Genomic DNA, 23,329 nt, shown 5'->3' on the forward strand with positions numbered 1-23,329 from the left:
TGTATTATCCATTGTTTACAACAAGTTTACAGGAACTTCAACTTCTCGTAAACCTTGGTCAGTTAAAGTGACTTTTCCATTAAAAAACTCTACAAGTGCAGCTTTAATAGTTTCTTTTTCTTCTTTATCAACATAAATCATCGTATCGACTTGATCTGTAAAGTTTGTCTCAAGTTCCATGAGCTCATGTTCCTTAAGAAAGTTACTGTACTCTTGGTACTGAGCGTAAGACATTTGAATAGCAATGCCCGCCTGTTCCTTTATTTCAATGATGCCAATTTCTTTGACACCTAAGGCAACACTGCCTGCGTAAGCACGAATTAGTCCTCCAGCGCCTAGTTTAATACCACCAAAGTAGCGTGTCACGACCACACAGACATTGGTGAGATTGTGATTTTCTAGTACCCCAAGCATGGGAACACCAGCAGTGCCACTAGGCTCGCCATCATCACTTGTACGTTTGATTTCACTACGTTCCCCAATAATAAATGCAGAGCAGTTATGCGTAGCTTTGTAGTGTTCTTTTTTGATAGCAGTAATGAAGTCACGAGCCTCTTCTTCGCTATAAACACGCTTGGCATGACAGATAAAGCGGGATTTTTTGATTTCTTCTTGGACTTGTCCGTCCTCTTTAATTGTTCTAAATTCCATGATTTAATTGTACTAAAAAATCATCTAAAGCGCTAGGTTTTTACGAATAAAGAAGTATGAAAGTAAATCCAAACTATCTCGGTCGTTTGTTTACTGAGAATGAATTAACAGAAGAGGAATGTCAGTTGGCGGAGAAATTTCCAGCAATGAGAAAGGAGAAGGGGAAATTTTTCTGTCAACGTTGTAATAGTACTATTCTAGAAGAATGGTATTTGCCCATTGGTGCTTACTATTGTCGGGAGTGCTTAATTATGAAGCGAGTCAGGAGTGATCAAGATTTATACTATTTCCCACAGGAGGATTTTCCGAAGCAAGATGTTCTTAAATGGCGTGGTCAATTAACTCCTTTTCAAGAGAAGGTGTCAGAGGGACTGATTCAAGCAGTAGAGAAGCAAGAGCCAACTTTAGTTCATGCGGTGACAGGGGCTGGAAAGACAGAAATGATTTATCAAGTTGTGGCTAAAGTGATTAATGGAGGTGGTGCAGTATGTTTGGCTAGTCCTCGCATAGATGTTTGTTTGGAGCTGTATAAGCGCCTGCAAAATGATTTTTCTTGCGAGATAGCCCTCCTACATGGAGAATCAAAGCCGTATTTTCGAACACCACTAGTTGTTGCGACGACCCATCAGTTATTGAAATTTTATCAAGCTTTTGATTTGCTGATAGTGGATGAAGTAGATGCTTTTCCTTATGTTGACAATTTCACGCTTTACCACGCTGTCAAGAATAGTGTAAAGGAGAATGGATTGAGAATCTTTTTAACAGCGACTTCGACCGATGAGTTGGATAAAAAGGTCCGTTTAGGAGAACTAAAAAGACTGAGTTTACCGAGACGGTTCCATGGAAATCCGTTGATTATTCCTAAGCCAGTTTGGTTATCGGATTTTAATCGCTACTTAGACAAGAATCGTTTGTCACCAAAGTTAAAGTCCTATATTGATAAGCAGAGAAAGACAGCTTATCCGTTACTCATTTTTGCTTCAGAAATTAAGAAAGGGGAGCAGTTAAAAGAAATCTTACAGGAGCAATTTCCAAATGAGAAAATTGGCTTTGTATCTTCTGTAACAGAAAATCGATTAGAGCAGGTGCAAGCATTTAGAGATGGGGTGCTGACTATACTCATCAGCACAACTATTCTAGAGCGTGGTGTGACGTTTCCTCGTGTAGATGTTTTTGTAGTAGAAGCGAATCATCGTCTTTTTACCAAGTCTAGTTTGATTCAGATTGGTGGACGAGTTGGACGAAGCATGGATAGACCGACAGGAGATTTGCTTTTCTTCCATGATGGATTAAATGATTCAATCAAGAGGGCGATTAAGGAAATTCAGATGATGAATAAGGAGGCTGGTCTATGAAGTGCTTGTTATGTGGGCAGACTATGAAGACTGTTTTAACTTTTAGTAGTCTCTTACTTCTGAAGAATGATGCCTCCTGTCTTTGTTTAGATTGTGATTCTACTTTTGAAAGAATTGGGGAAGAGAACTGTCCAAACTGTATGAAAATAGGATTGTCAACAAAGTGTCAAGATTGTCAATTTTGGTGTAAAGAAGGAGTTGAGGTCAGTCATAGAGCGATTTTCACTTACAATCAAGCTATGAAGGATTTTTTTAGTCGATATAAATTTGATGGAGACTTCCTTTTAAGAAAAGTTTTTTCTTCATTTTTAAGTGAGGAGTTGAAAAAGTACAAAGAGTACCAATTTGTAGTCATTCCCCTAAGCCCTGATAGATATGCTGATAGAGGATTTAATCAGGTTGAGGGCTTGGTAGATGCAGCAGGCTTTGCGTATCTGGATTTATTAGAAAAGAGAGAAGAGCGAGCTAGTTCTTCTAAAAGTCGCTCAGAGCGCTTGGCGACAGAACTTCCTTTCTTTATTAAAAGTGGAGTCCGCATTCCTAAGAAAATCCTACTTATAGATGATATTTATACTACAGGAACAACTATAAATCGTGTGAAGAAACTGCTGGAAGAAGCTGGTGCTGAGGATGTAAAAACATTTTCCCTTGTAAGATGAGGAAAAAATTTGCAAAAATAGAATGAAAGCGTTATAATAAAATCATAAAAACAAAAATGTTTAGAAAGAAGGTACTCATATGATTAAATATAGTATCCGTGGTGAAAACCTAGAAGTAACAGAAGCAATTCGTGATTATGTAGTTTCTAAACTCGAAAAGATCGAAAAGTACTTCCAGCCAGAACAAGAGTTGGATGCCCGAATTAACTTAAAAGTTTATCGTGAAAAAACAGCTAAAGTGGAAGTAACGATTCCGCTTGGATCTATTACTCTCCGCGCAGAAGATGTGTCTCAAGATATGTATGGTTCAATTGACCTTGTAACTGATAAAATTGAACGTCAGATTCGTAAAAACAAAACAAAAATCGAGCGTAAAAATAAAAATAAGGTAGCAACTAGTCAATTATTTACAGATGCTTTGGTGGAAGATTCAAATGTTGTCCAGTCTAAAGTTGTTCGTTCAAAACAAATTGATTTAAAACCAATGGATTTGGAAGAAGCTATTCTACAAATGGATTTATTGGGGCATGATTTCTTTATCTATGTGGATGTTGAAGATCAAACAACCAATGTGATTTATCGTCGTGAGGATGGCGAAATTGGTTTGTTAGAAGTTAAAGAATCTTAAGAAAAATGAAATATAAAAAGTGGTTTACTTTCGGGTAAATCACTTTTTATATTTCAAGGAAGAGGGAGTTTGTGTAGCTAATTGAAATTAGAGTTGAACGTCTTAGGTGCTAAAATATTGCTAGTAATTGGATTGAATTTCCTAGTCAATTTATTTAGATTTTATTTCACTATATAAAGCGACTGTGTTTAGTTTAAGTATTTTTTATCTATTTTGTCTTTTGTAATACAAGTAGCTATGAGGAATAAAAGATATCTATTTAGAGGGTGTGTAGATTGTAGAATGGAAGTTTGGAAGAAAAAGTTATTGCCCATATAAGAGAGATGGCTTGTCTCTATGGATAAATTCTTAAAAAGTAAGTGGAAGAACTATCTATAAATCTAACTTATAGCTCTATTCATTTTTATTAAGTAGACAAAATACTAGTTAAAGCGATAGAATGGACTTGTCAACAAATAGCGAGCAATAAAATGTAAGCGTTCTTAAAATAAAAGAAGGAGTCATAACTATGGCAACAAAACAAGAAATTTTACGTGAACTATATCCTGAGGATCTCTTTCATTACGCTGATGGTTTAACATTAGGGGAAGCTGAAGTACTACAAGAAACTCGTCGTTTGATTGAAAAACATCTACGTCCAGTTATCAACGAATACTGGGAAAAACCTGATTTCCCATTTGAGGAATTTTACGCTGTCGCTAAGGGTGCTCAAATCATGAACAATCCAAAATTGTTTGAAGGGCGTGAAGGAAGTTATAAACCATCTGAATTGTATATTACCTTTTTATATCTAGAACTAGCTCGCTTCGATGCTTCAATCGCAACTTTCTATACAGTTCATGGAGGACTTTGCTATAACACTATTTTATTGGGTGGGGATGAAAGACAACAGAAAGAATTTCTTCCTAAGTTGGCTTCATTTGACTGGCAAGGATGTTTTGCCTTAACAGAACCGCTTTCTGGATCTGATATTGCTGGTGGTCTATCAACAACTGCTGAGCGTGTTGGAGATAAGTGGATTTTGAACGGAGAAAAGCGTTGGGTTGGTGGCTCAGATACAGCAGATGTTGTTCCTGTATTTGCTCGTGATGTGGCAGACGGTAAGGTGAAATGTTTTATTGTCCGTAAAGGTGCTCCTGGCTACCATGCAGAGCCTATTCCACATAAGATTGCACTGCGTTGTATCCGCAATGGTCATATTACAATGAAGAATGTAGAAGTTCCAGACTCAGATCGTTTGGTTAACATCAATGGATTTGGAGATGTAGCACGTATTTTAACATTTACTCGTGCCGATGTAGCGCACATTGCTATGGGAGTAACATGTGGTTCATATGTGGCAGCTCTTAAATATGCAAAAGACCGTCAACAGTTTAAACGTCCGATTGCCAAATTCCAAATTGTTCAAGAAAAATTAGCTAGAATGCAAGCCAATGCTGTAGCAGCTCTTGCATATTCAACTCGTATTGCTGAAATGCAGGAAGAGGGTAATGAGTTGATGCTCAATTCTGCTCTAGCGAAAATGCATAACTCTTTAGTAATGCGTGAAACAGTAGCTCTTGCGCGTGAAACATGTGGTGGTAATGGTATTACTTTGGAAACAGATGTGGCACGATTCTTTGCAGATGCGGAATCAATCTATACTTATGAAGGTTCGCACGAAGTCAATGCTTTGATTGTAGGTCGTGAAATTACTGGATTGGGTGCATTTGTTTAATAGAACTAGGACGATTGAAGGGTTTGTTTTCAATCGTCCTTGCTTCATAATGTGATTTACTTAGAATAAAAAGGAGAAAAAATGATCTCAAATGTAATGATAATTGGCTCTGGTCAGATGGGAAGTGGTATTGCTCAAGTATTTGCTCAAGCTGGATTTACGGTTTATTTGAATGATATCAAAGAAGAATTTGTTCAACGAGGATTGAATAACATAATAAAACAGTTGGAACGTTCGGTTGAAAAAGGACGTCTATCTGCAGATGAGAAAGACAAAGTGGTTGCCAATTTAATTCCTTCTACTTCATATGAAGACGCGAAAAATGTACAATTGGTTATTGAAGCTGCGACTGAAAATCGTGATATTAAACTCAGTATATTTAAACAATTGGACGAAATCACAGATTCTAAAACAATTCTAGCATCAAATACTTCCTCTCTATCTATCACAGATATTGCAGCCGCAACTAAGAACCAAGAACGTGTGATTGGAATGCACTTTTTTAATCCTGCTCCAGTGATGAAATTAGTTGAAGTGATTAAAGCTTTGCAGACTTCGGATGAAGTAGTGGCAGAAATCCGTGAACTTACAAAGAAAATTGGAAAAACTCCTGTTGATGTTAAAGATTCTTATGGATTTGTAGTAAATCGTGTATTGATTCCTATGATCAATGAAGCTATTTATATCTTAGGAGAAGGAGTTGCTAGTGCTGAAGAAATAGATGAGGCAATGAAACTAGGTGCTAATCATCCTATTGGTCCCTTAGCTTTGGCCGATTTGATTGGATTGGATGTTTGCCTTGCAATTATGGGTGTTTTGAACCAAGGATTTGGTGATCAAAAATACCGTCCTGCTCCTCTTTTGAAGAAAATGGTAGAGGCTGGAAAATTGGGACGTAAGTCAAAAGAAGGATTCTTTACTTACTAGAAAAAATGGAGGTAGTCATGAAAGATGTAGTTATTGTATCGGCGGTACGTACTCCTTTAGGTTCCTTTGGAGGAAGCTTGAAGAATATTTCAGCTGTCGAATTGGGCTCTTTGGTAATTAAGAGTGTTTTGGAAAAAGCGAATATTAAACCAGAGCAGGTAGATGAAGTGATAATGGGGAATGTCCTAGGCGCAGGTTTAGGTCAAAATGTGGCTCGCCAAATGAGTATTCATGCAGGGCTCCCTGAATTTACACCAGCTTTTACTATCAATAAGGTTTGTGGTTCAGGTTTGAAGGCAGTACAATTGGCTGCTCAAGCTATTCAGTGTGGGGATGCTGATATCATCGTAGCTGGTGGGGCAGAAAATATGAGTCAAGCTCCATACGTATTGCCAAACTTCCGCTGGGGAGGACGCATGGGAGACTCTAACGTTGTTGATACCATGATTAAAGATGGGTTGTCTGATGCCTTCAACGAATATCATATGGGGATTACAGCTGAGAATGTGGCTGAAGAATATGGTATTAGCAGAGATGATCAAGATGCTCTTGCTTTAGAATCACAAAAAAGAGCAGTGGCAGCTATAGAATCTGGACGCTTTAAAGAAGAAATTGTTCCAGTGGTCATTCCGCAACGTAAAGGAGATCCGGTTGTCTTTGATACAGACGAATTTCCTAGAAAAGATGCCAGCTTGGAAAGCTTGTCTAAGTTACGTCCTGTTTTCAAAAAAGACGGTTCTGTTACGGCGGGGAATGCTTCTGGTATCAATGATGGAGCAGCAGCTGTCTTGGTCATGAGTGCTGACAAAGCTGAAGAATTAGGACTTCCAGTGATTGCTCGCATTCGTTCTTATGCAAGCGCAGGTTTGGATCCTAAGATTATGGGATGTGGACCGATTTATGCGACACGCAAGGCTCTTGAAAAAGGCAATTTGACAGTTGATGATCTTGACTTGATTGAGTCAAATGAAGCTTTTGCCGCCCAGGCTTGTGCGGTTGGTAAAACGCTTGGTTTCAATACAGATATTGTCAATGTTAACGGTGGTGCTATTGCTCTTGGTCATCCAATCGGGGCTTCAGGTTGTCGTATCCTAGTGACTCTTGTACATGAGATGATGAAGCGCGATGCCAAAACTGGATTAGCGACTCTATGTATTGGAGGCGGTATGGGCACAGCTCTTATCGTTGAACGCTAATGAACTATTTATGTCGTGTGTCTTTCTTTTAATATACCATTATTAAATAGAGTTTTATTTGGAAACTGATAATTCTTATACCTTATCACGCATGCTCTTCATGATGCTGCGTGATAAGGTATTTTTGATAGTGTAAGTTAGTAGCAGTCATGGAACATAGATTAAATTAAGATCTAAGTCTGCTGGATAAGAATTGTAGTAGAGCTGTTAGGAAAAGGCGTTTAAGAAGTAACATCTATATTAAAGTGAAACAAGAATTTAACAATTTAATTTTTGAATTCAAATCAATTTATAATAGTTTAGAAACGATATTGCACTAGTCCAGATTCACTTCGCTATATATTTTCCTAGACTTAAGGTAGTTGATATTGTTGAAATGAACTATTTTTTAATGCTCATATATGTATTTATGTGATTGCTATCGTTCATTTGATGGGGATTATTTGAAGCAAAATCAAACTATAAGCTGTACTTATAGAATTATAAACTAAGATTAAGTAGACGAATTGATTTAAATGAGTTATCATAAAAATGTAAGCTCTTACATTTGGTATCGGTATTTGTTGACACTGTACTCTGTACTCAAAAAAAATTAAGTAGGAGCAGAATAATGAGTAAAACAGTTTTATTAGAGCAGAAGAATGGGATTGGTTACCTTACAATAAATCGTCCAGCAGCTTTGAATGCTTTAAGTTCAGAAGTTTTGACTGACTTAAATCATGTTTTAGACGAAATTGAAGCAAGTGATGATATTCGTGTTGTGATTGTGACTGGACAAGGTGAAAAAGCATTTGTTGCAGGAGCGGATATCAAAGAGATGGATCAAATGTCTCCTATCCAAGCACATGATTATATGACCTATGCTAATGATACGTTTACCCGTCTATCTGAACTAACGCAACCAACTATTGCAGTTCTAAACGGTTATGCTTTAGGAGGTGGTTTGGAATTAGCTCTATCAACAGATATTCGTATTGGTTACGAAAAGACCACTGTAGGATTTCCAGAGGTAGGCCTAGGTATTATTCCAGGATTTGCTGGAACACAAAGAATGTCTCGCTTAATTGGTACCAGCAAGACAAAAGAACTAATTTTTACTGCTAGAATGGTTAAAGGTCAAGAAGCCTATGAATTAGGCATCTTGAATAAATTGGTGGCAGCCGAGGAATTGTTGACAGCAGCTGAGGAATTGGCAGTCTCTATTATGAAAAACGCTCCTTTGGCAGTTGAAAAAGCCAAGCATATTATTCAAGTTGGATCAGAACTCCCACTGAAAAATGCGATTCGATTAGAAACAGAAGCTGAAGCTCTCCTCTTCTCAACAGAAGATAAGGTAGAAGGAATGCGCGCTTTTGTTGAGAAACGCAAAGCTGAGTTTCAGCGTAAATAGAAAGAGGAGATAGAAGATGCAAGTTGTAACATTATCGGATGCAATTTCCTTGATTCACTCAGGAGATAAAGTAGGAATTTCAGGTTTTCTTGGAGTAGGGGAACCACTTGAATTGATTGAAGAATTGGTTTCTCAAAACCAGCAAGATTTGACATTGGTATCAGTCGTAACATCTCAACCTGGTAAGGAAGTCGGTGTGGGGCGTCTTTGTGAAAATCACCAAGTTAAAAAATACATTGCAGCTCACGTAGGAACGTCTGCAGCAGCTCAACACGAGTATTTCAGTGGAAATATGGAAGTTGAATTTACTCCAATGGGAACTGTTGTTGAACGATTACATGCAGCTGGAGCTGGTCTAGGAGCAGTATTGACACCAACAGGTGTAGGTACTATTTTGGAAAAAGATCAGGAGAAGGTTACTCGCAATGGAAAAGAATATTTAATTTATGATCCATTGAAGATTGATGTAGCTTTGATTAAGGCTACGAAGGCAGACAAGTATGGGAACTTATACTTGGACGGTACGACAAAAAATATTTCACTTCAGCTAGCTTTGGCAGCTAATACAGTCATTGTAGAAACTAATGAGTTGTTAGAAGTGGGAGAAATTGATCCTAATGATATTTACATCCCAGGTATCCTTGTCGATTATGTTGTTCAGGGATTGTCTCCAGAAGAGCATCATAAAATGATGGGTGATTTGTGGACAGAGACTAAGAAACTTGCGGGGGTAAACTAAAATGAAGGCAAAAGAAATTATTGCAAGACGTGTGGCGCTTGAGTTTAAAGATGGGGATGTTGTGAATCTGGGATTTGGTATTCCAAATGCATCTGCCGATTATATCCCTGAGGGAGTTAATGTCATTCTTCAAGCAGAAAATGGAGCTCTTCGTTTTGGGGAAACCCCTACCAAAGATGGATACAATGCAAACTTGGCAAATTCGGGAGGTGCCCCAATCACCTTGTTGCCAGGAGCCGCCTTGTTTGATTTGCAAACATCTTTTGCGATTATTCGTGGAGGTCATGTGGATGCTACAGTATTAGGTGCACTTGAAGTGAGCCAAGACGGTAGTATCGCAAACTGGATTATTCCAGGTAAGTTTGCCCCAGGTATGGGTGGTGCTATGGACTTACTTGTTGGAGCAAAACGTGTTATTGGTGCGATTCAACATACGACAGGGGATGGTCAATCAAAATTGTTGAAAGAGTGTACCCTTCCTTTGTCAGCTAAAGGAGTATTGGATTTGATTATTACTGATTTAGCTGTTTTTGGAATCCAAGATGGTAAATTCTTATTGAAGGAATTAGCTCCTGGTGTGACTTTAGAGGAAGTCCTTGAAAAGACAGACGGAGATGTTATTGTTTCAGATGATTTAAAAATCATGCCTATTTGATAATGAGCAATCGGTAGGAAGATATTTTTTTCATAGTGTGGTATGATATATATTGATAACTTTTGTAAGCGATTTATAAATGAGAGTGCAATAGTTATCTAACAGACTATACCTAATGAAAAGAGGTTGAAAGATTTCTAAATTATATGATTTGCTATAAGATTTAATTATTGGGTAGCTTGTATAAATAACGGAGATAGAACTGAGCTTGTGTTAGTTTAGAGTTTCCTGTTTGCGTATAAGTTTGGTGAAAAAGATAGTATCTATAGTAGCGAAGGAAAGAGAGGTGATTGGCCAGTGGATATTATTCAAATGAATTATTTTATCAATATTATAGAATGTGGATGTAATCTTTCCATTGCTGCGAAAAAAATCCACATCAGTCAGTCTGCCTTAAGTCAGTTTGTAACAAATTTTGAAGCGACTGAAGGGGTTCAGTTATTTCATAGAAAAAATGGGAGATTAGAAAGTCTCACTGGAGCTGGAAGAAAGATTTATCGGTTTGCTACTGAGATTGTGAATCGTCATGAAGAAATGCTTTCCATGATTCATAGTGAAGCGCAAAAACAAAAAGGGACAATAAACCTTGGAATTCCATCCTTGATTTTACGTGTGTATTTTGCTAGTTTGCTTCCACAATTTTTAAAAAATAACCCTCATATCCATATACAAGTGACAGAAGGAGGGGGAAAAGAAATTCGTCAAAAAATGACGGAAGGAGATTTGAGCCTAGCATTTTTGATTGAGCCTACCTTGTTGGATACAAAGAAGTTTGATCAGCATGTTATCCAACTGGATGAGTATGTTGCTTATATGGATAAAAATCATCCACTTTCAGATAAAGGATTGCTGGAATGGTCAGATATATCTGACTATGAGATAGCAACCTTTAATAAGTCCTTTACTACTTATGATTTGGTTACTGAAAAATTCGCTTCACAGGGAATTTCTCCTAAATTTGCTTATCTTTCCTCTACATGGGACTTTTTGGTTGAGTCAACTTACCAAACGGACTTAATCGCGATTTTACCTAAACCGATTAGCCATCTAGTAGATAGTAGTCGCTTTAAAGCAGTGACTTTTAAAGATCCGATTCCATTTAATATTTGGTTTTGTAGACCATATAAATCTTCCTATAGTGAGGTTGAATCATATGTTTACGAAGAGCTATTGAGGGATTATTACCAACCTGTTGCTGATAATTAAATTGAGGTGAAGATGATGATTGATAATAATGCCTTGGAGCATGAACTGGATGCAGAGTTACGGAATTTACTTTTACCCTATTTGAGGAACAGGGAGGATGAAAATCAATTTCCGAGAGAGTTACTCTCTAAATTTATTGATAAATATAATATTTTTTCCTCTTGTGTAGATAGTCAGCTTGATGGGGCGACTGTACCTTTTCTAACTCTTATTCGTCTGATTGCAAAGTATTTTCCAGCATTTTCTACAATTTTATTGACTCAAGCTTACTATGGAATCTACCCTTTTATGCGCTTTGGAACCATAGACCAGCAGTCTCATTATCTTGAATCATTAGTCAAAGGTGAGAGATTAGTAGGCTTGGGATTCTCTGAAGGAAAATCCATGGAAAGTTTGTCAGTAATTGAAACTACTGCTGCGAAAACAGCTACTGGTTGGCGTTTATCAGGTGAAAAATCAATTGTGTCTAATTGTCGATTTGCTGATATTTTATTGATCCTTGCGAAGATAGAAGCAGATGGGGGAAAAGATTCTTTTGGTTTTTTCATAGTCGATACAAGAGACCCAGGTGTTGTTATTGGTGATGACATTAGCAAACCAGGTCTAAAGGGGTGCCCCATCAGTTCTGTTGCCTTTGACAATGTGCTTCTGACGCAAGACAGATTATTGGGTTTGAGCTTATCAGGTGATGAACAATTGAATGATATTCTTCAAAAATTACAGCTTGGTCTTAGTGCAGTCTCCCTCGGAGTTGCTGAAGGTGCATTTGAAAAAGGATTGTCTTTTGTGAAAGTTAAACGTGGGTTTGGCAAGCGTTTACTAGATGCAACTGTTTATCAGTATCAGTTTGCAGATTTGTATACAAAATTGTGTTCAGCAAAAGCGTATTTTAATTCGTATCAAGGTAACATGGGAGATGCACTTTTGTTTGTATGTCAGATTAAACTTTATACAACAAAAGTTGCCTTGGAGATTTCTGAGGATATTATTCGGTTGATGAGCCCCTTGCATACTGTGGAAGATATTCCCATTGATCGATATTTAAAAGATGCTAAAACGCTTGAAATGTATGGTAAATCAGGAGATTCGATTCGCAAGCGAATTGCCTGTCAGTGGCTAAAGGAGTAAAGAATGACAAATCTCACACTACAGGAATACCAGTTCCATGATATGAAGTTGACTTGGCTACGTGGTGCAGATAAATTAACTGATGCAGGAACACTTTTTGGCCCTGTTCCTAAAGTTGTATGGTCGCGCTATTATCCAACCAATGAGGATAATATGATGGCTGAGCTAACAGATCCAATTTTGATTCAATATAAGGAGAAAAATTACCTTATTGATACTAGTTTTGATACAGCTAAATTATCAGAAAAACAAAGACGAAATTTAGGTATTTTATCAGAGAGCAGGGTTGAGGAGAGTTTGGAACTCTTAGGATTGACTACTAGTCAGATTGATGTTGTTCTCATGACTCATATGCATCATGATCATTCAGGTGGTTTGACCTATAGGGATGTCTCTGGAGACTTGGTATCCAAGTATCCCAAAGCAAAAATCATTGTAAACGATGTCGAATGGTATGAAATGCGAAATCCTAATAATCGGACAAAAGGCACTTATCTTAGAGAAAACTGGGAACCAATTGAAAAGCAAGTAACAACTTTTTCAGAATACATTAATGTGATTCCAGAAATTCAAATGATTCGTACGAGTGGTCATAGTAATGGTCATAGTATTATTCTATTGAAACAAGGAAAGGATACGATGATTCATATGGGAGATTTGATGTTGACACATGTTCATCGGAATTCTCTGTGGATCCCTGCAGTGGATGATTACCCTATGAAATCAATCTTGGCAAAAGAGAAGTGGCTCCGTCAAGCTTTTGAAAATGACTATAAATTTTTCTTTTATCATGATCAATTTTTAGCAGTCGCCCAGTTTGATAAAGAAGGTAAAGAATTTGTAGATTATGTGCCACGCTCTCGACCTCCAATAATTCCTTTTACAGATAGGCAAGATCGCAAACCAATTTTTTTAGGATAGTCGTATATAAGGAGACAAATGATTTCATTTTCTTGTTGACTTGGATCAGGTGGGATGACTACCCATACGCCAACAAGAAGCAACAGAAAATAAAGGAGTATTCACATGTCTATTACAAAACTTTTACAAATTAAATATCCAATTTTTCAAGGAGCTATGGCTCAAATTTCTCATTATCAATTAGCTGCAGCTGTATCAGAAGCTGGGGGATTGGGAATTATTGCCTCCGGTGGGATGACTGGAGAACAGTTACGTGAAGAAATTCGTGAGTTAAGAAAGTTGACAGATAAGCCTTTTGGTGTCAATATTATGTTGATGATGAAGAATATCAAAGATATTGTTACAGTTATTATCGAAGAAAAAGTGCCTGTTGTTACAACTGGGGCGGGAACACCAAAACATGTCATGCCTTATTTGAAGGAAGCTGGAATTAAGGTTATTCCAGTTATTGCTAGTGTGAAACATGCTCAAAAAATGCAAGAACTCGGAGTTGATGCTGTTATTGCAGAAGGTTCAGAAGCAGGTGGTCACATCGGAGAAAGTAACACTATGGCCCTTATCCCGCAAATTGTAGATGCTGTTACGATTCCTGTTATCGCAGCAGGAGGAATTGCGGATGGTAGAGGACTAGCTGCAGCCATTGCTTTAGGAGCAGCAGGTGTGCAGATGGGAACTGTTTTTCTAGCTTCAGATGAGTGTCCGATTGCTACAGAGTACAAAGAAGCAGTTTTGGAGGCAAATGACACGGCAACTGCTGTTACTGGACGGATTGCTGGGGCACCAGTTCGTTGCATCCGAAATGCCATGACTGATCATTATATTGAATTAGAGCAAAAAGGAACTAACCGTGAGGAATTAGAGGAAATTACTATCGGATCTCTTTCTAAAGCGGTTTATGAAGGAGATACAGAAAATGGTTCAATGATGAGTGGTCAGATTGCGGGGTTAGTCAAAGAAATCAAACCTTGTAAGTTTATTATAGAGTCTATTGTAAGCCAAGCACAAGAAAGATTGAAAGGTCTTCAGATAGAAGTTGGAGAATAGTCTCTTTTAGTTAAAGAAACTATCGTTAATGAAGAAAATAGAGGATGACTACTTCTTCCTCTATTTTTTATGTTCAAATCAAGAAGAAATAGAGATTGAATGTATAAACTCACAGCTAAACTGTTAATGCTAATAGCCATAAACTTCTTTAAAAGTCGCTTTTTGAGGGGGATTATGGTATAATGGGTGCCAAGAGGTTTGGAATGAAAAAATTTTATGTAAGTCCATTCTTTCCTATTCTAGTAGGATTGATTGCGTTTGGAGTCTTATCCACTTTCATTATTTTTGTTAATAATAATCTGTTGACGCTTTTAATTTTGTTTCTTTTTGTAGGAGGCTATGTTTTTTTATTTAAGAAACTGAGAGTGCATTATACAAGGAGTGATGTAGAACAGATACAGTATGTAAACCACCAAGCGGAAGAAAGTTTGACATCTCTATTGGAACAGATGCCTGTAGGTGTTATGAAATTGAATTTATCTTCTGGAGAGGTTGAGTGGTTTAATCCCTATGCTGAATTGATTTTGACCAAGGAAGATGGTGATTTTGATTTGGAAGCTGTTCAAACGATTATCAAGGCTTCAGTAGGAAATCCGTCTACTTATGCCAAGCTGGGTGAGAAGCGTTATGCTGTTCATATGGATGCTTCTTCCGGTGTTTTGTATTTTGTAGATGTATCCAGGGAGCAAGCCATAACAGATGAATTAGTAACGAGTCGACCAGTGATTGGGATTGTCTCTGTGGATAATTATGATGATTTGGAGGATGCAACTTCTGAGTCAGATATTAGTCAAATCAATAGTTTTGTAGCTAATTTTATATCAGAGTTTTCAGAAAAATACATGATGTTTTCTCGTCGGGTAAGTATGGATCGATTTTATCTATTTACGGACTATACGGTGCTTGAGGGCTTGATGAATGATAAATTTTCTGTTATTGATGCTTTCAGAGAAGAGTCGAAACAGAGACAGTTGCCCTTGACCTTAAGTATGGGATTTTCTTATGGCGATGGAAATCATGATGAGATAGGGAAAGTTGCTTTGCTCAACTTGAACTTGGCTGAAGTACGTGGTGGCGACCAGGTGGTTGTCAAGGAGAATGATGAAACGAAAAATCCAGTCTACTTTGGCGGTGGGTCGGCTGCGTCTATCAAGCGCACTCGTACCCGTACTCGATCAATGATGACAGCCATATCTGATAAGATTCGTAGTGTGGATCAAGTGTTTGTAGTTGGGCATAGAAATTTAGATATGGATGCTTTGGGCTCTGCTGTAGGTATGCAGTTGTTCGCCAGCAATGTGATTGAAAATAGCTATGCTCTTTATGATGAAGAACAAATGTCTCCAGATATTGAACGAGCTGTTTCATTTTTAGAAAAAGAAGGAGTTACGAAGTTGTTGTCTGTTAAGGATGCAATGGGGATGGTGACCAATCGTTCTTTGTTGATTCTTGTAGACCATTCAAAGACAGCCTTAACATTATCAAAAGAATTTTATGATTTATTTACCCAAACCATCGTCATTGACCACCATAGAAGGGATCAGGATTTCCCAGACAATGCAGTTATTACTTATATCGAAAGTGGTGCAAGCAGTGCCAGCGAGTTGGTAACAGAATTGATTCAGTTCCAGAATTCTAAGAAAAATCGTTTGAGTCGTATGCAAGCAAGTGTCTTAATGGCTGGTATGATGTTGGATACTAAAAATTTCACCTCGCGAGTTACCAGTCGGACATTTGATGTTGCTAGCTATCTCAGAACGCGCGGAAGCGATAGTATTGCTATCCAGGAAATCGCTGCGACAGATTTTGAAGAATATCGTGAGGTCAATGAACTGATTTTACAGGGGCGTAAATTAGGTTCAGATGTACTAATAGCAGAGGCTAAGGACACGAAATGCTATGATACAGTTGTTATTAGTAAGGCAGCAGATGCCATGTTAGCTATGTCAGGTATTGAAGCGAGTTTTGTTCTTGCGAAAAATACACAAGGCTTTATATCCATCTCAGCTCGGAGTCGTAGTAAACTGAATGTGCAACGGATTATGGAAGAGTTAGGCGGTGGAGGTCACTTTAATTTGGCAGCAGCTCAAATTAAAGATTTAACCTTGTCAGAAGCAGGTGAAAAACTGACAGAAATTGTATTAAATGAAATAAAGGAAAAGGAGAAAGAAGAATGAAAGTAATCTTTTTAGCAGATGTTAAAGGAAAAGGTAAAAAAGGCGAAATTAAGGAAGTACCAACAGGGTATGCGCAAAACTTTCTTATCAAAAAGAACCTAGCCAAAGAAGCGACTGCTCAAGCTGTAGGTGAACTTCGTGGTAAACAAAAATCCGAAGAGAAAGCTCACGCTGAGATGATTGCAGAAGCAAAAGCAATTAAAGCCCAACTTGAAGCAGAAGAAACGGTTGTAGAATTTGTTGAAAAAGTTGGTCCAGATGGCCGTACCTTTGGTTCTATTACCAATAAGAAGATTGCAGAAGAATTGCAAAAGCAATTTGGAATTAAGATTGATAAACGTCATATCCAAGTACAAGCTCCGATTCGAGCAGTTGGTTTGATTGATGTGCCAGTGAAAATCTATCAAGATATCACAAGTGTAATCAATCTTCGTGTGAAAGAAGGATAAATTTACACCTTCTTGACAAGATTGTAAAAGGAAGGGAAGTCTGATGGCAGAAGTAGAAGAGTTACGAGTACAACCTCAAGATATCTTAGCTGAGCAATCCGTTTTAGGGGCTATCTTTATTGATGAGAGTAAACTTGTTTTTGTGCGAGAATACATTGAGTCTCGGGACTTTTTTAAGTATGCCCATCGTTTGATTTTCCAAGCCATGGTCGATTTATCCGATCGTGGTGATGCCATAGATGCAACAACTGTTCGCACCATTCTTGATAATCAAGGGGATTTACAGAATATTGGTGGCTTGTCTTACTTGGTTGAGATTGTCAATTCTGTGCCAACTTCTGCTAATGCGGAGTACTATGCTAAGATTGTTGCAGAAAAAGCAATGCTACGGCGATTAATCTCCAAGTTGACAGAGTCTGTCAATCAAGCTTACGAGGCTTCGCAACCAGCTGATGAAATCATTGCTCAGGCAGAAAAAGGCTTGATTGATGTCAGTGAAAATGCTAATCGAAGTGGATTTAAGAACATTCGAGATGTGTTGAATATCAACTTTGGAAATCTGGAAGCTCGCTCGCAACAAACGACCGATATTACAGGTATTGCGACAGGCTATCGTGATTTAGATCATATGACGACTGGTCTTCATGAGGAGGAGTTGATTATCTTAGCAGCTCGTCCGGCGGTTGGTAAGACAGCCTTTGCCTTGAATATTGCTCAGAATATTGGGACTAAGTTGGACAAGACGGTAGCTATTTTCTCACTGGAAATGGGTGCGGAAAGTCTAGTGGACCGTATGTTAGCTGCAGAAGGTTTGGTGGAATCTCATTCTATCCGTACGGGTCAATTGACTGATGAGGAGTGGCAAAAATATACCATTGCTCAGGGTAATCTAGCTAATGCAAGTATCTATATTGATGATACGCCAGGGATTCGAATTACAGAGATTCGTTCTCGTTCTCGTAAATTGGCTCAAGAAACGGGCAATCTTGGTTTGATTTTGATAGACTATTTGCAGCTTATCACGGGAACTGGTCGGGAAAATCGTCAACAAGAAGTTTCAGAAATTTCACGTCAGTTGAAAATTTTAGCTAAGGAACTGAAAGTTCCTGTAATTGCTCTAAGTCAGCTTTCTCGTGGTGTAGAACAACGTCAGGATAAAAGACCAGTCTTGTCTGATATTCGTGAATCTGGGTCTATTGAGCAAGATGCTGATATCGTAGCTTTTCTCTATCGTGACGATTACTATGAGCGTGGTGGTGAAGAAGAGGACGGTATCCCAAATAATAAGGTGGAAGTTATTATCGAGAAAAACCGTAGTGGAGCTCGTGGAACAGTGGAATTGATTTTCCAAAAAGAATACAATAAATTTTCAAGTATCTCAAAAAGGGAGGCATAAAATGACAGATGCATTTACAGATGTAGCTAAGATGAAAAAAATCAAAGAGGAAATCAAGGCACATGAGGGTCATGTAATTGAAATGACCTTGGAAAATGGGCGTAAGCGTCAAAAAAATAGATTGGGTAAGTTAATTGAAGTTTATCCATCCCTATTTATTGTGGAATTTGGGAATGTGGAAGGAGATAAACAGGCTAATGTTTACGTTGAATCCTTTACTTACTCAGATATCCTTACAGAAAAAAATCTAATTCATTATCTGGACTAAAGTGAGAAATTTTCTCACTTTTTCTTTTTTCTCCGAATAGTTTAAGTGAAGGTAATCTTCGATTTATATTATTTTCAAGGAGGAAGAATGAAAATTTTACCGTTTAAAGTAACAGAGACAAGGTTTTCTTTCAGAAAATCAGCTAAAAAGGTTGTTCCTTTTTTAGTAGTAGGATTGATGTTAGCAGCGAGTGATAGTGTATATGCCTATTCTGGAGGAAATGGATCGATTGCGCGTGGAGATGATTATCCTGTTTATTATAAAAATGGGAGCCAGGAGATTGATCAGTGGCGCATGTATTCTCGTCAGTGTACTTCTTTTGCAGCCTTTCGTTTGAGTAATGTCAATGGTTTTGAGATTCCAAGGGCTTATGGAAATGCGAATGAATGGGGCTATCGTGCTCGTCGTGAAGGTTATCGTGTCGATAATAGACCAGCGATTGGCTCTATTGCTTGGTCTACTGCAGGAACTTATGGGCATGTTGCCTGGGTGTCAAATGTAATGGGAGATCAGATTGAGATCGAGGAATATAACTATGGTTATACAGAAGCCTATAATAAACGAATTATAAAAGCAAATACGATGACAGGATTTATTCATTTTAAAGATTTAGCTGGTGGCAGTGTTGGGAATAGTCAAACCTCAGTTTCAACAGGAGGAACACATTATTTCAAGTCTAAGTCTGCTATCAAAAATCAGCCACTAGCTAGCGCAACTGCGATTGATTACTATTATCCTGGGGAGAAGGTTCATTATGATCAAATTCTCGAAAAAGATGGATACAAGTGGTTGAGTTATACAGCTTATAACGGAAGTCGTCGTTATATCCAGCTAGAGGGAGTGACTTCTTCACAAAATTATCAGAACCAATCAGGGAATAGCTCTAATTATAGCTCAAATAATGGATCGACTGTCGGTTGGAAGAAAATAAATGGTAGTTGGTATCATTTTAAATCAAATGGGTCTAAATCAACGGGATGGTTGAAAGATGGTTCTAGCTGGTATTATTTGAAATCATCTGGTGAAATGCAGACAGGCTGGTTAAAGGAAAATGGCTCGTGGTATTATCTGGATAGTTCAGGGGCAATGAAAACAGGCTGGTATCAAGTTTCTGGTAAGTGGTATTATTCTTACTCTTCAGGTGTCTTAGCTGTTAATACGGCGGTGGATGGCTACAGAGTAAACAGTGATGGAGAACGAGTATAGAAAATTGGAGTAGGAAATGTTTCCTGCTCTTTTCTGTAAGCAGTTTCCTTGACATTTTTCTTAATTTGCGCTATCATATATCCATATAATATATGGGAGTCTGTGTACAGTCTGAGAGGAAGTGTTAAACTTCGACCGCACCTGATCTGGGTAATGCCAGCGGAGGGAACGATACTTAGTCTATTCTTGACCTTTTCCATATATGGTAAAGGTTTTTCTTTTTGTCAAAGGAAAACGAGAAGAGGAGGTTTTTATGAAAGCAAGCATCGCCTTGCAAGTTTTACCCCTAGCACAGGGGATTGATCGGATTGCTGTTATCGATCAAGTCATTGCTTATCTACAAGCTCAAGAAGTGACCATAGTGGTGACACCATTTGAAACGGTCTTGGAAGGGGAGTTTGATGAGCTCATGCGCATTCTCAAAGAAGCGCTGGAAGTGGCAGGGCAGGAGGCAGATAATGTCTTTGCCAATGTCAAAATAAATGTAGGAGAGATTTTAAGTATTGATGAGAAACTTGAAAAGTATACTGAGACGACACATTAGTCTATTGGGCTTTCTGGGGGTCTTGTCAATCTGGCAGTTAGCAGGTTTTCTTAAACTTCTCCCCAAGTTTATCCTGCCGACACCTTTTGAAATTCTTCAGGCCTTTGTTCGTGATAGAGAATTTCTCTGGTACCATAGCTGGGCGACCTTGAGAGTGGCTTTATTGGGACTGATTTTGGGAGTCTTGATTGCCTGTCTCATGGCTGTACTTATGGATAGTTTGACTTGGCTCAATGACCTGATTTACCCTATGATGGTGGTCGTTCAGACCATTCCGACCATTGCCATAGCTCCTATTCTGGTCTTGTGGCTAGGTTATGGGATTCTGCCCAAGATTGTCTTGATTATCTTGACGACAACTTTTCCTATCATCGTCAGTATTTTGGACGGCTTTAGGCATTGTGACAAGGATATGCTGACCTTGTTTAGTTTGATGCGGGCCAAGCCTTGGCAAATCCTGTGGCATTTTAAAATTCCAGTCAGTCTGCCTTACTTTTATGCAGGTCTGAGGGTCAGTGTCTCCTACGCCTTTATCACAACAGTGGTATCTGAGTGGTTGGGAGGCTTTGAGGGGTTAGGTGTCTACATGATTCAGTCCAAGAAACTGTTTCAGTATGATACCATGTTCGCTATTATTATTCTGGTATCGGTTATCAGTCTTCTTGGTATGAAGTTGGTCGATATTAGTGAAAAATATGTTATTAAATGGAAACGTTCGTAGAATAAGAATGTTTCTGAAAAAGAAAAGAGGAAATCAAAATGAAGAAAACATGGAAAGTGTTTTTAACGCTTGTAACAGCTCTTGTAGCTGTTGTGCTTGTGGCCTGTGGTCAAGGAACTGCTTCTAAGGACAACAAAGAAGCAGAACTCAAGAAGATCGACTTTATCCTAGACTGGACACCAAATACTAACCACACAGGGCTTTATGTTGCCAAGGAAAAAGGTTATTTCAAAGAAGCTGGAGTCGATGTTGATTTGAAATTGCCACCAGAAGAAAGCTCATCTGACTTGGTTATCAATGGTAAGGCACCATTTGCAGTGTATTTCCAAGACTACATGGCTAAAAAATTGGAAAAAGGAGCAGGAATCACTGCCGTTGCAGCTATCGTAGAACACAATACATCAGGAATCATCTCTCGTAAATCTGATAATGTAAGCAGTCCAAAGGACTTGGTTGGTAAGAAATACGGAACTTGGAATGACCCAACTGAACTTGCTATGTTGAAAACCTTGGTAGAATCACAAGGCGGAGACTTTGAGAAGGTTGAAAAAGTACCAAACAACGACTCAAACTCGATCACACCGATTGCCAATGGCGTCTTTGACGCTGCTTGGATTTACTACGGTTGGGATGGTATCCTTGCCAAATCTCAAGGTGTAGATGCTAATTTCATGTACTTGAAAGACTACGTTAAAGAATTTGACTACTATTCACCAGTCATCATCGCAAACAACGACTATTTGAAAGATAACAAAGAAGAAGCTCGTAAAGTCATCCAAGCTATCAAAAAAGGCTACCAATATGCTATGGAGCATCCAGAAGAAGCAGCTGATATCCTCATCAAAAATGCACCTGAACTCAAGGAAAAACGTGACTTTGTTATCGAATCTCAAAAATACTTGTCAAAAGAATACGCAAGCGACAAGGAAAAATGGGGTCAATTTGATGCAGCTCGCTGGAATGCCTTCTACAAATGGGATAAAGAAAATGGTATCCTTAAAGAAGACTTGACAGACAAAGGCTTCACCAACGAATTTGTGAAATAATGACAGAAATTAGACTAGAACACGTCAGTTATGCCTATGGTCAAGAGAGGATTTTAGAGGACATCAACCTGCAGATGACTTCAGGCGAAGTGGTTTCCATCCTAGGCCCAAGTGGTGTTGGTAAGACTACGCTTTTCAACTTAATTGCGGGGATTTTAGAAGTTCAGTCAGGGAGAATTGTCCTTGATGGTGAAGAAAATCCCAAGGGGCGCGTGAGTTATATGTTGCAAAAGGATCTGCTCTTGGAGCACAAGACGGTGCTTGGTAATATCATTCTTCCTCTCTTGATTCAAAAAGTGGATAAGGCGGAAGCCATTGCCCGCGCGGATGAAATTCTTGCGACCTTCCAGTTGACAGCTGTAAGAGATAAATACCCTCATGAACTCAGTGGTGGGATGCGTCAGCGTGTAGCCTTGCTTCGAACTTACCTTTTCGGGCACAAGCTCTTTCTCTTGGATGAGGCCTTTAGCGCTTTGGATGAGATGACCAAGATGGAACTCCATGCTTGGTATCTTGAAATTCACAAGCAGTTGCAGCTAACAACCTTGATTATTACTCACAGTATCGAGGAGGCCCTTAATCTCAGCGACCGCATCTATATTTTGAAAAATCGCCCTGGGCAGATTGTTTCAGAAATTAAACTAGATTGGTCTGAAGAAGAGGACAAGGAAGTCCAAAAGATTGCCTACAAACGTCAAATCTTGGTAGAATTAGGCTTGGATAAGTAGAAAAATAGGGAGTTGGTGAAGATTATCCTTTACCAGCGCCCTTTTTCTTTTAAAAATGAGAAAATTTCGGTATAATAGTCAAAGATAGTCAAGGTTTAAAGAGAGAGGTGGGTTTGTAATGAGATTTAAAAATACATCGGATCATATTGAGGCCTACATCAAGGCGATTTTAGATCAATCTGGAATTGTGGAGTTGCAACGGAGTCAGTTGGCAGATACTTTTCAGGTTGTTCCTAGTCAGATTAACTATGTGATCAAGACACGCTTTACGGAAAGTAGAGGCTACTTAGTTGAAAGTAAGCGTGGTGGCGGAGGCTACATTCGTATAGGACGGATTGAGTTTTCTAGTCATCATGAAATGCTCCGGGAGCTGCTTTACTCGATTGGTGAGCGGGTCAGTCAAGAAATTTATGAGGATATTCTACAGCTTTTGGTTGAGCAGGAATTGATGACCAAGCAGGAGATGAATTTGCTAGTATCAGTAGCTTTGGATCGCGTTCTAGGAGAAGAAGCTCCAGTCCTTCGAGCTAATATGCTACGACAGGTCATACAAGAGGTAGATAGAAAAGGGAAGTAAG

24 protein-coding genes and 1 riboswitch are annotated in these 23,329 nt (G+C 38.5%); of the genes, 23 read left to right on the forward strand and 1 reads right to left on the reverse strand.

The annotated features are described in order from the left end of the window. Positions 1-15: 15 nt before the first annotated feature. A complete protein-coding gene (locus HT720_RS05060) occupies positions 16-651 on the reverse strand; it encodes a YigZ family protein (RefSeq protein WP_173274896.1) in 636 nt (211 codons plus the stop codon). A gap of 56 nt (positions 652-707) precedes the next feature. On the opposite strand from HT720_RS05060, the gene HT720_RS05065 reads away from it, so the two are divergent. From HT720_RS05065 to HT720_RS05175, 23 genes are all read left to right on the forward strand, one after another. Beyond that, complete coding sequence (locus HT720_RS05065) at positions 708-2,006, forward strand: DEAD/DEAH box helicase (RefSeq protein ID WP_173274897.1); 1,299 nt, start codon at positions 708-710, stop codon at positions 2,004-2,006. Beyond that, complete coding sequence (locus HT720_RS05070) at positions 2,003-2,665, forward strand: ComF family protein (RefSeq protein ID WP_173274898.1); 663 nt, start codon at positions 2,003-2,005, stop codon at positions 2,663-2,665. Before HT720_RS05065 ends, HT720_RS05070 begins: the two co-directional genes overlap by 4 nt. Before the next feature lie 79 nt (positions 2,666-2,744). Continuing rightward, positions 2,745-3,293: a ribosome-associated translation inhibitor RaiA gene (raiA, locus tag HT720_RS05075; RefSeq protein ID WP_050073478.1), complete on the forward strand. Its 549-nt coding sequence runs from the start codon at positions 2,745-2,747 to the stop codon at positions 3,291-3,293. Between the two features lie 508 nt (positions 3,294-3,801). Then, positions 3,802-5,010, forward strand: a complete 1,209-nt coding sequence (locus HT720_RS05080) for an acyl-CoA dehydrogenase family protein (protein ID WP_050242834.1) — start codon at positions 3,802-3,804, stop codon at positions 5,008-5,010. A gap of 81 nt (positions 5,011-5,091) precedes the next feature. Next, entirely contained in the window at positions 5,092-5,937 is an 846-nt protein-coding gene (locus HT720_RS05085; protein ID WP_173274899.1) for a 3-hydroxybutyryl-CoA dehydrogenase, read from the forward strand. Between the two features lie 17 nt (positions 5,938-5,954). Beyond that, positions 5,955-7,133, forward strand: a complete 1,179-nt coding sequence (locus tag HT720_RS05090) for an acetyl-CoA C-acetyltransferase (protein WP_050252602.1) — start codon at positions 5,955-5,957, stop codon at positions 7,131-7,133. A gap of 610 nt (positions 7,134-7,743) precedes the next feature. Next, positions 7,744-8,523: an enoyl-CoA hydratase-related protein gene (locus HT720_RS05095; protein ID WP_050242831.1), complete on the forward strand. Its 780-nt coding sequence runs from the start codon at positions 7,744-7,746 to the stop codon at positions 8,521-8,523. A gap of 16 nt (positions 8,524-8,539) precedes the next feature. Beyond that, the gene (locus HT720_RS05100; protein ID WP_050242830.1) at positions 8,540-9,262 is read left to right on the forward strand and encodes a 3-oxoacid CoA-transferase subunit A; all 723 of its coding nucleotides are present in this window, start codon (positions 8,540-8,542) and stop codon (positions 9,260-9,262) included. A 1-nt stretch (position 9,263) separates the two neighbouring features. Beyond that, positions 9,264-9,917 (forward strand): 3-oxoacid CoA-transferase subunit B, encoded by a 654-nt coding sequence (locus HT720_RS05105; protein WP_050242829.1) that lies wholly within the window; start codon positions 9,264-9,266, stop codon positions 9,915-9,917. A gap of 297 nt (positions 9,918-10,214) precedes the next feature. Then, the gene (locus HT720_RS05110; RefSeq protein ID WP_173274900.1) at positions 10,215-11,123 is read left to right on the forward strand and encodes a LysR family transcriptional regulator; all 909 of its coding nucleotides are present in this window, start codon (positions 10,215-10,217) and stop codon (positions 11,121-11,123) included. A gap of 15 nt (positions 11,124-11,138) precedes the next feature. Further along, entirely contained in the window at positions 11,139-12,251 is a 1,113-nt protein-coding gene (locus HT720_RS05115; protein WP_173274901.1) for an acyl-CoA dehydrogenase family protein, read from the forward strand. 3 nt (positions 12,252-12,254) lie between these two features. Continuing rightward, entirely contained in the window at positions 12,255-13,172 is a 918-nt protein-coding gene (locus HT720_RS05120) for an MBL fold metallo-hydrolase (RefSeq protein WP_173274902.1), read from the forward strand. Positions 13,173-13,277: 105 nt separating this feature from the next. After that, positions 13,278-14,216 (forward strand): DUF561 domain-containing protein, encoded by a 939-nt coding sequence (locus HT720_RS05125; protein ID WP_050242825.1) that lies wholly within the window; start codon positions 13,278-13,280, stop codon positions 14,214-14,216. Positions 14,217-14,419: 203 nt separating this feature from the next. Further along, positions 14,420-16,393 (forward strand): DHH family phosphoesterase, encoded by a 1,974-nt coding sequence (locus HT720_RS05130; protein ID WP_173274903.1) that lies wholly within the window; start codon positions 14,420-14,422, stop codon positions 16,391-16,393. Beyond that, positions 16,390-16,842 (forward strand): 50S ribosomal protein L9, encoded by a 453-nt coding sequence (gene rplI, locus HT720_RS05135; RefSeq protein WP_000864214.1) that lies wholly within the window; start codon positions 16,390-16,392, stop codon positions 16,840-16,842. The genes HT720_RS05130 and rplI overlap by 4 nt, the downstream gene beginning before the upstream one ends. Positions 16,843-16,885: 43 nt before the next feature. After that, positions 16,886-18,238: a replicative DNA helicase gene (dnaB, locus tag HT720_RS05140; RefSeq protein ID WP_112444677.1), complete on the forward strand. Its 1,353-nt coding sequence runs from the start codon at positions 16,886-16,888 to the stop codon at positions 18,236-18,238. 1 nt (position 18,239) lies between these two features. Then, positions 18,240-18,506 carry a Veg family protein gene (locus tag HT720_RS05145; RefSeq protein ID WP_000128619.1) on the forward strand — a complete coding sequence of 89 codons (267 nt, stop codon included), beginning with the start codon at positions 18,240-18,242 and terminating at the stop codon, positions 18,504-18,506. Positions 18,507-18,593: 87 nt separating this feature from the next. After that, positions 18,594-19,712: a choline binding-anchored murein hydrolase CbpD gene (gene cbpD, locus HT720_RS05150; protein WP_112444678.1), complete on the forward strand. Its 1,119-nt coding sequence runs from the start codon at positions 18,594-18,596 to the stop codon at positions 19,710-19,712. An 82-nt stretch (positions 19,713-19,794) separates the two neighbouring features. Then, a riboswitch (TPP riboswitch) is annotated at positions 19,795-19,897 on the forward strand. Positions 19,898-19,965: 68 nt separating this feature from the next. Then, complete coding sequence (locus HT720_RS05155) at positions 19,966-20,256, forward strand: thiamine-binding protein (protein WP_049513323.1); 291 nt, start codon at positions 19,966-19,968, stop codon at positions 20,254-20,256. After that, positions 20,219-20,977 carry an ABC transporter permease gene (locus HT720_RS05160; RefSeq protein WP_173274904.1) on the forward strand — a complete coding sequence of 253 codons (759 nt, stop codon included), beginning with the start codon at positions 20,219-20,221 and terminating at the stop codon, positions 20,975-20,977. Before HT720_RS05155 ends, HT720_RS05160 begins: the two co-directional genes overlap by 38 nt. Positions 20,978-21,015: 38 nt before the next feature. Next, the gene (locus HT720_RS05165) at positions 21,016-22,023 is read left to right on the forward strand and encodes an ABC transporter substrate-binding protein (protein WP_061438562.1); all 1,008 of its coding nucleotides are present in this window, start codon (positions 21,016-21,018) and stop codon (positions 22,021-22,023) included. Continuing rightward, the gene (locus HT720_RS05170; protein ID WP_164226139.1) at positions 22,023-22,751 is read left to right on the forward strand and encodes an ABC transporter ATP-binding protein; all 729 of its coding nucleotides are present in this window, start codon (positions 22,023-22,025) and stop codon (positions 22,749-22,751) included. The genes HT720_RS05165 and HT720_RS05170 overlap by 1 nt, the downstream gene beginning before the upstream one ends. Positions 22,752-22,869: 118 nt before the next feature. Next, complete coding sequence (locus tag HT720_RS05175) at positions 22,870-23,328, forward strand: CtsR family transcriptional regulator (protein WP_001211277.1); 459 nt, start codon at positions 22,870-22,872, stop codon at positions 23,326-23,328. The last annotated feature ends 1 nt before the right edge of the window (position 23,329 follow it).

Source organism: Streptococcus sp. 68, assembly GCF_013277415.1.
Taxonomy (GTDB): Bacteria; Bacillota; Bacilli; order Lactobacillales; family Streptococcaceae; genus Streptococcus.

What these genes read in the sequence shown, in the direction of transcription:
- HT720_RS05060 (WP_173274896.1), bottom strand. Translation starts at nt 651, where the DNA reads ATGGAATTTAGAACAATTAAAGAGGACGGACAAGTCCAAGAAGAAATC.
- HT720_RS05105 (WP_050242829.1), top strand. Translation starts at nt 9,264, where the DNA reads ATGAAGGCAAAAGAAATTATTGCAAGACGTGTGGCGCTTGAGTTTAAA.
- HT720_RS05125 (WP_050242825.1), top strand. Translation starts at nt 13,278, where the DNA reads ATGTCTATTACAAAACTTTTACAAATTAAATATCCAATTTTTCAAGGA.
- HT720_RS05145 (WP_000128619.1), top strand. Translation starts at nt 18,240, where the DNA reads ATGACAGATGCATTTACAGATGTAGCTAAGATGAAAAAAATCAAAGAG.
- HT720_RS05070 (WP_173274898.1), top strand. Translation starts at nt 2,003, where the DNA reads ATGAAGTGCTTGTTATGTGGGCAGACTATGAAGACTGTTTTAACTTTT.
- HT720_RS05120 (WP_173274902.1), top strand. Translation starts at nt 12,255, where the DNA reads ATGACAAATCTCACACTACAGGAATACCAGTTCCATGATATGAAGTTG.
- HT720_RS05065 (WP_173274897.1), top strand. Translation starts at nt 708, where the DNA reads ATGAAAGTAAATCCAAACTATCTCGGTCGTTTGTTTACTGAGAATGAA.
- HT720_RS05090 (WP_050252602.1), top strand. Translation starts at nt 5,955, where the DNA reads ATGAAAGATGTAGTTATTGTATCGGCGGTACGTACTCCTTTAGGTTCC.
- HT720_RS05165 (WP_061438562.1), top strand. Translation starts at nt 21,016, where the DNA reads ATGAAGAAAACATGGAAAGTGTTTTTAACGCTTGTAACAGCTCTTGTA.
- HT720_RS05155 (WP_049513323.1), top strand. Translation starts at nt 19,966, where the DNA reads ATGAAAGCAAGCATCGCCTTGCAAGTTTTACCCCTAGCACAGGGGATT.
- raiA (WP_050073478.1), top strand. Translation starts at nt 2,745, where the DNA reads ATGATTAAATATAGTATCCGTGGTGAAAACCTAGAAGTAACAGAAGCA.
- HT720_RS05170 (WP_164226139.1), top strand. Translation starts at nt 22,023, where the DNA reads ATGACAGAAATTAGACTAGAACACGTCAGTTATGCCTATGGTCAAGAG.
- cbpD (WP_112444678.1), top strand. Translation starts at nt 18,594, where the DNA reads ATGAAAATTTTACCGTTTAAAGTAACAGAGACAAGGTTTTCTTTCAGA.
- HT720_RS05130 (WP_173274903.1), top strand. Translation starts at nt 14,420, where the DNA reads ATGAAAAAATTTTATGTAAGTCCATTCTTTCCTATTCTAGTAGGATTG.
- HT720_RS05095 (WP_050242831.1), top strand. Translation starts at nt 7,744, where the DNA reads ATGAGTAAAACAGTTTTATTAGAGCAGAAGAATGGGATTGGTTACCTT.
- HT720_RS05160 (WP_173274904.1), top strand. Translation starts at nt 20,219, where the DNA reads ATGAGAAACTTGAAAAGTATACTGAGACGACACATTAGTCTATTGGGC.
- HT720_RS05115 (WP_173274901.1), top strand. Translation starts at nt 11,139, where the DNA reads ATGATTGATAATAATGCCTTGGAGCATGAACTGGATGCAGAGTTACGG.
- dnaB (WP_112444677.1), top strand. Translation starts at nt 16,886, where the DNA reads ATGGCAGAAGTAGAAGAGTTACGAGTACAACCTCAAGATATCTTAGCT.
- rplI (WP_000864214.1), top strand. Translation starts at nt 16,390, where the DNA reads ATGAAAGTAATCTTTTTAGCAGATGTTAAAGGAAAAGGTAAAAAAGGC.
- HT720_RS05100 (WP_050242830.1), top strand. Translation starts at nt 8,540, where the DNA reads ATGCAAGTTGTAACATTATCGGATGCAATTTCCTTGATTCACTCAGGA.
- HT720_RS05085 (WP_173274899.1), top strand. Translation starts at nt 5,092, where the DNA reads ATGATCTCAAATGTAATGATAATTGGCTCTGGTCAGATGGGAAGTGGT.
- HT720_RS05080 (WP_050242834.1), top strand. Translation starts at nt 3,802, where the DNA reads ATGGCAACAAAACAAGAAATTTTACGTGAACTATATCCTGAGGATCTC.
- HT720_RS05175 (WP_001211277.1), top strand. Translation starts at nt 22,870, where the DNA reads ATGAGATTTAAAAATACATCGGATCATATTGAGGCCTACATCAAGGCG.